Below are 13,776 nucleotides of genomic sequence, written 5' to 3' on the forward strand. Positions count from 1 at the left end.
TTTTGAAAAAATCCAAAATACTGTTTACTACATCATTCATTTTTCCCTTGTTTCTTTCTTCTTTTCTTTCTCCATGGAGCATTGATCTGGAAATCTCCGGCCATGATACATCCATAAGGCATCACCTCATCGATTACTTGCCCTAGTCCGAATTCGTCCATCTGGTTTCTCACGGCTTTGGCATTTTTGTAAGCACTCGGCAATTCAGAAATATCGATCTCATTAGAGAAAAAACGAACGTCTAGTCCAGCCGTTTCGATTTCAAAGATTTCTTCTCTCGTTTGTCCTTCTTTATTTCTTTTATGCTGCGTTCTACTTAAATTTCTACCAGCACCATGCGGAGCAAATCCAAGATTTGTATCTGTTGTGGTTCCTTCCACAATCAATACAGGTTCTGCCATATTTAATGGAATCAATCTTGGTCCTGTAATATCTGGCATAAACTTAGCATCAAGCGGAGTAGCGCCTTTGGCATGGTAAAACAAATCTCCATCTTTAAAGACAAAGTTATGTTCGTTCCAGAATCTGTTTTCAGCTTTCATACCTAAAGATTTTAACGTAGCATCATGAATCACCTCATGATTTAGTTTTGTCCATTTTCTAATCGTTTGCAAAGCAGACCAATAGCTTTTTCCTTCTTCGGTATCAAATGGAATCCATGCATTTTGCTTCAAAGTATCTGGAGAAATATCTCTTCTAAATTTATTCGCAACGTGCATTCCTTTTTTATACAATCGAGCACCCACACCTCTGGATCCGTGATGTGTAATCATCATTGTATTGCCCGTTTTAGAAGAAGTACCAATAAATAAGAAATGATTTCCATCGCCTTGTGTTCCCAGATGTTCTCTCGCCATGCTGATGTCTTTATCTTCGTTTAGAAAGAAGTTGTTTTTAAACTCAGCTAGTAATTCATCTGGTAACTGGTATTGTTTTCCTCTTGGTCTTCCACCAGGTCCAAAATGCGTGCTTGCGTGTGCAGCATCCAATACTTTTTTAGGATCTGTCTTACCAAAATCTGTTAACATCACCGAACAACAAATATCGGCACTATGCATTCCTGGATGAATTGCATTTTTAGCAACCACAACACCACCAACCGGAATGGTTCCGCTAGGACCTGCAGGGCAAGCATCTGGCATCACTGCACCGTCTATAACCGTTGGTGTTTTCATTAATATTTTCATAGAATCTAACACCGCAGTAACATTGTCTTCTTCTTGTTCATTCTCTGCTTTGATATTGATGTTAAAATCCACTGCATCTATATGTAATTCTTGTAAAGGAGGTAGTTTGTATTGTTCTAAATAGGCAAACATCGCTTCATCTTCCAGCTGATTTGCATTGATATATTCGATGGCTTCTGGAAACCACTTTCCAGATCTAAAACCTAAATCGATTAATGTTTTTCCTGTAATGTTTACTTTATTTTTCATCTGTTTTTTAATTAATGAAGCAAAGATGAGATAGTATTGCGCAATAGTTTTGCGTATTGAAATAATTTATATAAATTTTGTTTTTACTGTATTCCAGATCTTTCGCATATATGGAGTTATATCAAATACATTTTGATCATCTTTTTCATCTAACAAACTCCAATAATGCATTATAGAATAATGTAAATAGCATTCTGTTTCTAATATATTACTACATATATTCCAATATTTGGCAGTTTCTTGATCAAAATTAGAAATTCCATCATCAAAAGAGGAAACAATTAATCCCATCAAAGTAAACTTATCATCATCATCTAAAAGCTCTTGTTGGTATACTTTAAGAAAATCTGAGATTCTACCGAAATCTGAAACAACAAATTCCCAATCTTCCGTGTCGTTATCCCAATATAAACCAAATCTTTTAGCAAGTTTTTCTTCGGAAAGGCCACTGGGATATCTTACAAATTCCTCTTTTAGTTCCATTTTGAAATTAAATTTATTGCTTTAGTGAATAAAATTTATCTCTCATATTCACTAATAGTCCATTTACCTGAGTAAGATTTGGTTTTTCAGGTAAATTAGATTCATCATAAAAAGCTTCTAACTCATCTTTAATTTCTGAAGCTTTTCTCACTAAATCATCATACTCAAAATCTCCATTTTTGATTCGTAATAAATACTCTCGATCCGATCTTTTAACATTGATCATTCCTTCTTTTGCAATTTCTTCTGCCATATGAAGTAATCTAAAGGTATGCATCATATTTTTGGTATCATAATTCTTTCCATGAGCAACGTTGTTTTTATATCTGTCTTCATTACGTTTTTCTACCCAACTCCAATATTCCTTATACTTTTTGCAGTAAGAAGAGTATCCATCTTTATTAAAATATAACATTCCGATAGGTAACGCTTCTTTTGGTACAGAACTAAGACATACTTCATTTGCATTTTCTCTGGCTATTCCCTGATACCCCATTTCTATTCCGTGAAACAAGTTGTAACAATCCTTCATATGAGGGATTTTTACCAATGCACAATTTGTTGCATTTAATTCTTTTAACTCCAAAAAATGTTTTACAAGAATAGATTGCTTTTCTGATCTTACATAACAAAAATCTAATACTGTTTTCCGTTCTTTCTCAACAGGGTTGACAATTTTTTTATTCAATCCTCTGGCTTTTTTGATTTGAGTATAGGCATAGTTAGCAAAGGTATCCTTGCATAATTTAGATACAAAATATTCCATTTTGAGTTGATCAAAAACAGGATGCTTTTGTAAAATACACTCAGATGGAACATTCAATAGCTCTAAAATGTTTGGATTATTTTTAGATAGTAATTCGATAAACTTTCTAAGCTCGTAATACACAATATCATTTGTTTCATTATTGATTTGTCCAATATATTCTAAAGAGTAGAATTGCTCTTTTGGAAGAATGAAAACTCCTCTAATATCTGTGTCAGAAGTTGCAGTATCCAAACCATAAGCACGACTTCCACTAATACATTCAAATATAATAGTGCTTGATGCTTTTAATTCTTCTATAGTTTTCATGTATTATAATATTTTTTTAGAGGTCACACTAAACTTACCGAAGTATTATTGGACTTCGATAAGCTTGGTCTGACATATTCATTAAATTAATTTGAAGTGATACTTTTAAATAAGAAAGCATCTATTCTTTCATGATCTGGTTTTCCCGAAGGAAGAGATTTTGCAAATCGATCATTCGTCTCTATCGTTTCGGAGATAAAAGCTATGACTTTTTCATTTCTTAGGTGCGTATAACTTTCATCTTCTTTGGCTTTGATGTCCATTAAATCTAAGATTTCCTCAACTACGTCTTTAGGAGCTAAAGATAGCATTTCATTAAAAACTACTGGAGGTATGGTTTTGTATTCTAAAATCCATTTACCAGCCATTGAAGTTCTTAGGGCATAGAATAAACTCTTTAATTTGATCGTTTCTGTAGCCAGCTTTTCTTCATATTTTTTACTCATGCTTAGATAATGAAACATACTAGCTATAGGAGAGAAGCATTCTGATGCGATCTCTCTAAGTTCAGTAAGAAGTTCATTTTCTCCTATATAAATGATAGGTGAAAATAAATGCTCTGTTGCTGGTACATTAGATTTTTTAAGTAGTTGTAAACTTTTACGTAATTCCCAACCAACAGCATCAAAATCACCGTCCATGATGTCTATTGTATCTTTTTTCTCAGATACAGACAGATACCAATCTAATGGTTTTGTGTATAGGAAACGTACGTCATAATCACTATCTGGTGAAGCAAAACCCCAAGCTCTACTTCCAGATTCACAGGCAAACGGTATATGTACACCGCGCTCTTTTTCTATGTTTTCTAATCTTGTTTTCATCTTTATATGTTTTTTTGTCTCTCTTCCCAGATTCGAACTGAGACTTTCGCCAAAGCGAACAGATTGGCTCTAAATGCGCTTCCCTATTTTACATCCTGTGTATTTCGGTGCTTCTGCAAAACCTATTCATTAGCGGGCGCGCCACTAACGACATTATCCAATCACTCCACGGTTACGTAAAAGGTCTTTTTCCGCAGCACTTCCTTTTATGCTAAAGAGAGTTTTGATTTATAACAAGGCAAAGATGAAGTTGTATTACGCAGTGATTTTGCGTAATATAATTTTAATAGAAAAAAATCTATTTTTTTAAGGAAGGGTATTGTTAATTTTTAGAAGCTTGTCTCGTCATCCAAATATTTTGCTTTGGACCAATGGTTGTGGTTCGTTTAGCAACATCTTTAATTTCTTGATAGCGTACCCAAAAAGTGAGTATCACTCCAATACCTATACAGCCAATAGCTAATAAGGTTATGCGATAAGGGTCTCCAACAAGTGATGGATTTAGCATGATACCCATAATCATTACAGTTGATAATGGAAACGATATGGCCAGTACATTTATGGCTAATCCATTGTGAAATGTTTTTTCACTGCCGTATTCCTGTTTCTCCTTTTCTCCAATACCCGCAATATGCGCATAAGGCCAAAAACTACATGCACTTAAGGAAAAGGAAATCAACCATAAGATTTCTTCTCGTATCGTAATTCCCATTAGTCCAATAATTCCAGCTGAAATTAATAATACTACTCCTGTCCGCAATATCAGAACAGATACTATTTTTATAAACTGATCTTTCCTAATTTTTACGGATAAACCTATAAAAATCATTACTAGTGGAGTCATCAACAGGCTTAATTTCTGTAATACATCCTGAACCATATTGGGTAAATTCTGAAAAGATAACCCAAAAGACAGTAATCCGATCGCTAGTAATATCAATACTGTTACGGGTTCAGATAGAAGGGTTGTAATTAGTGATTTTAATTTTCTGTTCTGTTTTTGATTTGTGTTGTTTGATAATTTCATATACCAGTGCATGGCCACACAGTACAAAATGATCAAAACAAATACCTTGTTTCCTAGATCTGCCATGGCTGCTTTGGCGAGATAGTTAGGGCCCAAGAGTTCTGCAATAAAGGGAAAGCAAGATAATCCTGGAGCCAACGAAGGTAGTAGCAATCGTAACGTTCTATATTCTGGAGTATTTTTTTTGAAACCTACCATGGGTAATACAAAAGGGAACATCCAAAATAAAAGACCATTGATTAGTAATGCGATAAAAGGAAGTGTTAATAGATTTTGGTCAATTTTCACTCCCATTAATGCTATAAAAATAGTTGCAGGAAGCGCAAGGTTTAGAATTATCTTTTTCAATCCTTGCGTTTCCGCTTTAGAGGTGAATTTGCGTTTTAACAAAAATCCGATAAGTATAAAAACCCCAAATACAATGGTTTTTTGAATGGTGGTTTCCATAGAATTATGCAAAGATTTGGGAGATTGTTTTTGTAAAGATTTTCATTTCCTCCATAGTACCTATACTTACTCTACACCAATTTTGATCCCAGAATCGAAATGCTCTGGCAACCACTTTTTCAGCATATATTTTTTCTAAAAATTCATTTCCATCCAGTTGGATAGGAAACATCAAAAAATTAGTTTGCGAAGGCATGCATTCAATTCCCATATCTTTTAAGAAATTGGTAGTGTAGGTTCTTCCTTCTGCAATTTTTTGCTTACAAGAATCCAGAAACTCGGTATCATCCATACTTGCACTTGCTGCAGCAATGGTGGGTCCGGTAATTCCCATTCCACCTCTGGTAATTTTTTGAATTTTTTCTAATAATGGTTCAGAAGCCATCATATATCCAATTCGTAACCCTGCCATCCCATGAATTTTGGAAAAGGTTCTGGCAACCATCACATTTTTGCCTTCCGCCACGAGTGATACCATACTGTTTTTATGGCCAGCATCACTAAGTTCTATATAGGCTTCATCTATAAACACTGGAACCTTTTCTGATACTCGAGCGCAGAAATCCTTTAGTTTTTTGGCATCGGTAATAGTAGCAGTAGGATTATTAGGATTAGTAATATAAACTAACTTAGTTTGTTCATCGATTGCCGCTTCCATGGCATCCAGATCATGTTGATAATCTTTAGTCAATTTAATAGACTTCCAGTTACCACCACATGCTTTTGCTACATGGACTAAAGACATATAGCTAGGATCTGCGCTTACCACATTTCCTCCTTTTTCTTGGAATAAAACCAATGCGGTTTTTTCTAATAGATCCGAAGAACCAGGCCCCATCATTATCTGACTAGGTTTTACCTGTTCTTTAGTAGCAATTTTTTCTATCAGCTGGTACAAAGCTTTCCAAGAATAGTGATTGCCATCAAAAACACGTTCTTGAAAAGCTTTTGCAGCTTTTTTTGAAGGCCCATAAGGGTTTTCATTCCAGATTAAGCGCGCTTTTACGGTACTTAAATCAGGGAGTTCTGGTGGCGTAAACTCATCAAACAACGAATTCTGATATAAAAACTTCTGATTATGCCTTTGAGCTTCGATAACTGTTTTTGCCCAAATGTCTGAAGGAATAAGAGCTATAGATCCCAAAGTTAATACTCCTTTTTTTAACCATTCTCGTCTGTTGATGTGTGTGTTTGTCATCACGCCTTTTTTATAAAGTTTCGGATTTCAAATTACTAATATCTATGGATAAAACAGGTTTTAAACCATTAAAAATCAAGGTGTTGTTTTTAAGGTTTTATAAAAATTAACTTAAATTATGATTGAGAAATGAATGGGGAAATAGTGTGCAAAAAATTAACTGTAAAAATAGATTTACTTCAAAAAAAAGAAGCCTATTTTACAATATCATTAAATTTTCTAGTAATCCAAATGTGACTTTTAACTCTATTGTCTTACATAGATTTTTAAGTCATCACTTTTTCTCATGGCATAAGAGAGTGATTTGTTGCTAAAAGAACTTTCAGGTTTATAATTAGACAGGGAAAGAACATTTGGTAGTTTCATATCCCAAGATCCAGATTTTTTAGCATCACCAGGAACAATCATTACTACATGGCCATAGGTTTCTGCAGTATCAATGATTAAAGACAAACCTCCTCTATTGGTATGTGCCAATGCTTGATCGATGCTTTCTTGGCTTATGGATCCAAGTTGTAACCACTTTTTGGAATCTTCTACAATGGGACGGATACTATCATATATGACATACCCAAGTTTTGGGTCACTAAATTCGGTGAGATCAAAAGCTTTGGTAATAGTTTTAGTAATACTATTTCTACAATCATTCCTTTCGGTAGCAGTTTTTTTACAGGTAATAAAGTTTTCCACTTCTTTAGCAAAATCCAAATTAGATAATTCAGCAGTAGTAGAAGGGGTGTTATTTGTACTTATTTCCTCCTTCGAAGTTTCGGATGTTTTCTCATCAGAATATTCTTTCTTTCCTTCATTTTTACATGATAGTATACAGATGGTAATTACAATAAGAGCTAAAGCTTTTTTCATGTTGATTAGGTTGATGTTATTCAGATAAATTAGGTGATAAATTTAAATAAAATATATCGCGTTTTGACGAGTAAAACCAGTACTTTGAAGATAAATGTAATTTTTTTTACTTTTTTTTTAGGGTTTTGGTCGACAAGCCTGTTTATGTAAGTAAATGCTATAAAAAGATAATACCTCAATTCATAATCGACCAGTCAGTCGTCAGTGGATGTTTTTTTAATCGAGAAAACCAGGTTCAAACCTGGTTTTCTTTTTTATTTAATAATAGTACAGAATGGCTACAAGTGTATAATCAATTAATATCGATGGGATTCGAACCCATATGAACCTATCCAAAAAGCGAAGTATGATTACAAAACGGCACATTCTGGTATGCTGCTAAAAAAAAGAGGTAACTGATTGAAAAGTGAAAATTGTTCAAACTGTCGGTGCGAAGTAACACTTTTCTACGACACTCTTTATTTTTTGATTTTTGTTTTAAAAACAAGGCAAAAAACGACAAAAGACAAATACGTGCTCTACCAATTGAGCTACTCTCCCGATTAAAAGTTTCTCTCGATAATCGAGATTGAACTCTTCTAGTTTTATCCAAAAGAATATTTGTGGAAGAGACGGGACTCGAACCCGCAACACCGGCATTAAAAGTGCGAAGTAACTTTTGTCTACGGCACTTGTTCTATTCTTATTTTTTTAAAAAGAGGTAATGATCAAAAAACGACTATAACGGCGTCCTACTATTAGACGACCTCTTGCGAGGGTAGGAGTTGCACCTACATTACCGGAACCTGAATCGAAGTAACGTTTTTCTACGACACTCTTTATAATTGTTTTTGTATTCTCTTTTTGATAAAGGTAAAAAGCGATTAGTGAATCTTGCTCACCAAATTTGAGCGCAATTCCCCCATGATATTTGTTGTGTTTATAGTTTTTTGTGGAGGAATTCGGAATCGAACCTACGAAGTAACACTAGTCTACGACACTTTATGTTCTAGAGAATATATGTTATGTAAAGTAAGGTAAAAAGCAAAAAGTCTGTTATGTATTGTGCTCTAACCTCTCTGAGCTACCTGCCTAAGCAGAATGGGACTCGAACCCATGACCCCAATAGTTCGACAACGAAGTAAAACTTTTCTACGACACTTACTTTGAGTATTCTTTTATTGAAGTAAGGTAAAAAGCAATAAGAGACTGTTGCGCGCTCTATCCAACTGAGCTATCCGCTATAGGCGGAGTGGGACTCGAACCCACGACCACGGCGTTATGAATGCGAAGTAACTCTTATTTACGACACTTACTTTTAATATTTTTATGTTAAACAAGGCAAAAAGCAAAAAGAGAGATGCTCTTTGAAGAGCGCCGTTCTTATCCGCCATAGGCGGACAGTGAACCGGTGATTCGAAATCTCAGAGAGATGTGCGCATATATGCATTTCACCCTGCTGGTTTTTAACCCAGCTTCGCTCACACAATCGCTTGTGCTACGCTACCTTAGGACCGTTATAGTTACGAAGTAACTCTTTTTTACGGCACTTGTTTTTTCAATATTTTCTATGTTTTCAATGAACTTGTTTAAGAAGCTCACACCATCCATAGATGTGAGCTTACTACTGTTATAAGGATTGCTCCTTGATATATTGGATTACTGAGTTTCCATTTTCTAAAGCGTCTAGCACTTCAAAAACTTTATCACTCCAACCGCCGATTAGGTATACATCATTTTGTTCTACTTGTAATGGAGCACTGTTGTATCCCATTAAATCGAAGATATATAGCTTAGCATTCGGAACTAACTTTTTGTATGCTTTCCACTCAGTTTCAATATGCTTATCCGAATTGTAATGACCACTATTCCATAGTTGACAATCCGTAAAGATCATCACCTTATCTACTTTGGTTTTGTTGTTATTCAGACTTTGAATCACTTTGTAACCGTTTGTAGAATATCCAACTTCACCTTCAATTCTTTTTAGCTTCATCACATTGGATAATACATTACCTTTTGGTAATACATATTGTTTCCATCGATCTCCGAAAAGACCTGTGATCACATTTTTGCATTTGTTTTGCAACAACATACCTAGTACTAATCCGATATCGTAAGCTTGTATCTTACTCTTTCTAGAAATAGGTTGCATCATCGATCCAGATACATCACATGCTACTACCACTTTTGTGTCTAGTTCAAATCCTTTCATATTGATCACACTAATTTGGATTGCTTTTTCTAAAGCATCTAAAATGTATGAAGTGTAAGAGGATTTTACCGCACTTAATTCCTGGTATGCAGCCATAAATCTAAATGGTAACTGCTTAGATTGTTTTACATTACTTTCGTTAGTAAGAGTAGTAACGATTTTGGCAATATGTGCATGACTTACCTCTGCTTCAAGGATGTTTCTTAGATTACGCATTAGCGCCATGTATCCAAGTTTGTTGCTATCGATAAGTTCTTCCCACTTTGCGGTAAAGGCGTTTTGCTTTTCGATATCATTGGCAAACTTTTGCTGACCTAAAGTCGATAACTCAACTTCCCAAGTATAAGGAACTTCTAAACTATCATTAATCACCTTATCAAAGATAGATTGTTGTACATTATCTTTTGGTTTTGGGTGCGTTAAAAAGATAGCATCTTTAAAAGTAACCTCAGTTTTTCTGTTATATTTCGCAAATTGGTATGCATCAAACTTATTTAAAGCCATTACAATACCTTTTTGAATTTGCTTAGAAAGCTTGTTCAACTTTTTAGTTCCAGTTCTCTGATTAGCAAATTGATAGTATGCTAAAAGCTCTGTAATTTCATCCGCTCTTTGGATCACACCATTTACGGTTTTGCTAATCAAATTATCACCACTATGAACCTTAGATAATTCTACTGCCAATACAATAGGAATTGATCTTAGATACATTTTTTGTCTTGCGTATACAGCTAGCTGTGCTACAAAGTAAGGATCGTTTTTTTGAACCAATTGAATGATTCTTTCTAATCGATCATTGGTAGCTTCGTAATTGGTTTTTTCTAAAGTGGAATTAACAACAGCCGTGTACAATTCCATTTCAGGAGATAATCTAAATGCTTTAGCACCTTGATAATTTCTTACCTCATTTGTTGATTTTGTAAATACATTAAATTTCATACGTTTAAATTTTAATAATTGTTTAATAAATAGTTAATTATAAAATTGAGAACGTATGTTACCACTTCGTTCTCTCATTAAGAATTTTAAAAATTTCCTTTGTGAAATAATTTTTAAATTTCTTAATGCTCGTTTCATCTTATTCGCATTTTGTTGTTAATTACAATGCAAATGTTTTAAGTGACTACGCATTCTTTTTGCGCAGTGAAAAAATAATGTGATTTTTTTTATTTTTTATCGAAAAAAGATATGTTAAGAGTTGGTTTTGAGTTCTTTTCGGTAAATCATCAATTAGATTGATTTTACTATCAAAAACCACAAATAGTCATTTTTATCATCGAAATTTTCTTCATACTAACTGAAGAAGCCAGATCACTCTGAGTAATCTGGCTCTGATTTTATACTTATTTGTAATTGTTTCTCTTGGTAAAAAATAAAATTTACGCGGGAACTCTCAATTCTTGAAACATCGGGTCTTGTTCGATTCTCATTAAAAGTTCCTTTTTAGCATCGAACTTCTTTTTTCTGGTGTATCCTGGAGTATATCCAGTGATCTTTGAGATTTCGTTTACTGATTTTCCTTCGAAATAAAGGAGCATTAAACTTTTATTACTAGTACTTAGCTTTTGGAAATGTTTTCGGTATAAATGCTCACGTTCATCATTTTCTATTGAACTTGTAATGGCATCTGTTGTTTCTTTTTTTGTATCGATCATCGTTTCGTCGAAAACGATTTGATGTTTTTTGCGTAATCGAGTTCTCCAGGTGTTTTTACAGATTCCGTAGAAATAGGTAGTTAAAGGAACACGGATTTCAAAAGTTCCAGATTTAATTTTTTGGTAGAGTACAACCAGCGCATCTTGAAAAATATCTTCAACATCTTGCATCGTACCGCTATGTCTAAGAATGTATCCTTGGATATAGCTAATATTATCTCTGTAAAAAATAGTTAGTATTTCTTGATCCCCATTCAAGATACCATTTATAACTGCTTGATCCGTATTCCTTTTTCCCATTACCTTTTTTGTTTAACTGCTACGTTTTTTGATGTGTATACTGATTAAGTATGTATTTCCTTTTTTTGACGATACAAACATAAATCTACTCTGGCTGAAGTCCTTACGGATTTCCGTAATCGAAGGAAATTTTTTGTTAAAAGTTATGTTTTGAAGTTTAAGCGTGCATAAAATCAGGGTGATAGTAGAGAGGAAAAAGATTTGGTAATTCACCGAATTGTTATGGATAAATTTTTTATTGCTTTTGCTCAATGTGCGTTAAGGAGATGTTGTCTGACTTTTCTTTTTTTCATTGCCAACCCTTTGTCAACACTTCGACAAGCTCAGTGTGACATCTTAGTGTAAGTTCAAATTTTACAACAATTTTTCGATAGGCCGTTTTAAAGTCTATAGGTTATATTTTATATCAGCACTTGAATTGATGATATATTACTTAAAACCTATTCTCGATACACTTCTCCTAAAGTCGAAGCACTCGAATTGACGGTTTTATATAGTTGATCGTCACATCGAGTGTTTTTGTGTAGCGGTAGCGGAACTAAAAATGTACTTCGACAAGCTCAGCAGAACTATCGAGATGTTTTCTGACTTTTCTTTTTTTCATTGCCAACCCTTTGTCAACACTTCGACAAGCTCAGTGTGACATCTCAGTGTGACTTCAAATTTCACAACAATTTTTCGATAGGCCGTTTACAGTCTATGAGTTATATTTTATATCAGTACTTGAATTGATGATATATTACTTAAAACCTATTCTCGATACACTTCTCCTAAAGTCGAAGCACTCGAATTGACGGTTTTATATAGTTGATCGTCACATCGAGTGTTTTTGTGTAGCGGTAGCGGAACTAAAAATGTACTTCGACAAGCTCAGCAGAACTATCGAGATGTTTTCTGACTTTTCTTTTTTTCATTGCCAACCCTTCGACAACACTTCGACAAGCTCAGTGTGACATTTCAGTGTGACTTCAAATTTTACAACAAGTTTTTGATAGGCCGTTTACAGTCTATGAATTATATTTTATATCAGTACTTGAATTGATGATATATTACTTAAAACCTATTCTCGATACACTTCTCCTAAAATCGAAGTACTCGAATTGACGGTTTTTTCTTTTCTCGAAAGCATCTCGATTATAAATCGAGTCGATAATCTTGAGAAGATCGCCATCAAGGAGTTGCTATAGTAATCCCAAATCCTTTACAATAGCGACTAAATGTGTAGTGTTTTTAGCTTTGAAGTCATCAAAAAGCTTGCTTAGTTTTTTGTCAATCGTACTTTCGCTATTCGGAGTTATTTTAAGCTTTTTAAGCTTTTGTACGATTTCCTTTTTAGTCAGTCCCTGTGATAGTTCTTCTAATAACATGATATCAAAATCGTCTAGATTGACGATATTATCGGTACTGGCTTCGGTAACTTCTGGCGGTAAAACGGTATCTCCCCGAAATACACCTTGCACGCAGCTTACTAATTCTCTTACTGCATTTTGCCCTTTGCATACGTAGCCATTGATATCTAGTTTTTGAAATAACATATTTATTTTGTCTGGTCTGCTTTCTTGTGAGTATACAATGACGTTTATATTGGGTTGTATTTTTCGGATATCCTGAATCAAATCGATTCCGGAAGTTCTGATTTGTACTTTGTGATCTTCTTTAAATGATAGATCTGTTATAAGTAACTCAAAAGGTTCATTCTCCTGAAATGCTTTTCTGAATTTGAGATAGGCATCATCACAATACTTAGATTCATGGATATTCTGAATTCCTAACCCTTCTTGTATTACTTTTATAATTCCTTGATTGGCGATTTCATAATCCTCTGCAACCAATACTTTCGTAAACATCGTATACGTTTTAGTTCTGTTATAAAGGTCAAATATAATTGTTCCGTAAATAGGTTGATTACGCTTTTCCGTATTCTTTTGATTTATTATGAGAAAGATCTTGTCAACTATCTTTTTGTAAAGGAGTTTTTTACTCCCTTCCTTTGAAGGAAGGGTTGGGGATGGATGTTTTTCTGATATCATATTAAGTAACATCTCCCTAAATCCCTTCCTCCAAATAGCTGACAGGTTTTCAAAGAGGGACTTTTTTACATTTACGTTTAAAGGATTCTATTTTCTTTTTTTCATTGCCAACACTTCGATAACACTTCGACAAGCTCAGTGTGACATCTCAGTGTGACAGGCTCAGTGTAACTTCAAATTTTACAACAATTTTTCGATAGGCCGTTTGTTATTAGAAAGTTGGGTTTTATATAGTTGATCGTC

The 13,776-nt window shown here is 34.2% G+C and carries 10 protein-coding genes; all 10 read right to left on the minus strand.

Annotation, left to right across the window (positions count from 1 at the left end; genetic code table 11):
* Positions 1-32 precede the first annotated feature (32 nt).
* The 10 genes from Q1B37_RS10900 to Q1B37_RS10945 all read right to left on the minus strand — a co-directional run bounded on the left by Q1B37_RS10900 (position 33) and on the right by Q1B37_RS10945 (position 13,350).
* Positions 33-1,436, minus strand: coding sequence for an RtcB family protein (locus Q1B37_RS10900; protein ID WP_299898592.1), 1,404 nt, complete (start codon positions 1,434-1,436; stop codon positions 33-35).
* A gap of 66 nt (positions 1,437-1,502) precedes the next feature.
* Complete coding sequence (locus Q1B37_RS10905; protein WP_299898594.1) at positions 1,503-1,919, minus strand: hypothetical protein; 417 nt, start codon at positions 1,917-1,919, stop codon at positions 1,503-1,505.
* Positions 1,920-1,932: 13 nt separating this feature from the next.
* Positions 1,933-2,994 (minus strand): nucleotidyltransferase domain-containing protein, encoded by a 1,062-nt coding sequence (locus tag Q1B37_RS10910; protein ID WP_299898596.1) that lies wholly within the window; start codon positions 2,992-2,994, stop codon positions 1,933-1,935.
* An 86-nt stretch (positions 2,995-3,080) separates the two neighbouring features.
* A complete protein-coding gene (locus Q1B37_RS10915; protein WP_299898597.1) occupies positions 3,081-3,818 on the minus strand; it encodes a nucleotidyltransferase domain-containing protein in 738 nt (245 codons plus the stop codon).
* Positions 3,819-4,140: 322 nt separating this feature from the next.
* Positions 4,141-5,292 (minus strand): permease, encoded by a 1,152-nt coding sequence (locus tag Q1B37_RS10920; protein ID WP_299898599.1) that lies wholly within the window; start codon positions 5,290-5,292, stop codon positions 4,141-4,143.
* 4 nt (positions 5,293-5,296) lie between these two features.
* The gene (locus Q1B37_RS10925) at positions 5,297-6,490 is read right to left on the minus strand and encodes a histidinol-phosphate transaminase (RefSeq protein ID WP_299898601.1); all 1,194 of its coding nucleotides are present in this window, start codon (positions 6,488-6,490) and stop codon (positions 5,297-5,299) included.
* 246 nt (positions 6,491-6,736) lie between these two features.
* Entirely contained in the window at positions 6,737-7,354 is a 618-nt protein-coding gene (locus Q1B37_RS10930; protein ID WP_299898604.1) for a hypothetical protein, read from the minus strand.
* A gap of 1,609 nt (positions 7,355-8,963) precedes the next feature.
* A complete protein-coding gene (locus Q1B37_RS10935; protein ID WP_299898606.1) occupies positions 8,964-10,487 on the minus strand; it encodes a TROVE domain-containing protein in 1,524 nt (507 codons plus the stop codon).
* Positions 10,488-10,927: 440 nt separating this feature from the next.
* On the minus strand, positions 10,928-11,503 hold the full coding sequence (locus Q1B37_RS10940; RefSeq protein WP_299898607.1) for a sigma-70 family RNA polymerase sigma factor: 576 nt from the start codon (positions 11,501-11,503) through the stop codon (positions 10,928-10,930).
* A 1,181-nt stretch (positions 11,504-12,684) separates the two neighbouring features.
* Positions 12,685-13,350: a response regulator gene (locus Q1B37_RS10945; protein WP_299610563.1), complete on the minus strand. Its 666-nt coding sequence runs from the start codon at positions 13,348-13,350 to the stop codon at positions 12,685-12,687.
* Between the last annotated feature and the right edge of the window lie 426 nt (positions 13,351-13,776).

The sequence above is a fragment of the uncultured Aquimarina sp. genome (assembly GCF_947492965.1).
GTDB lineage: Bacteria > Bacteroidota > Bacteroidia > Flavobacteriales > Flavobacteriaceae > Aquimarina.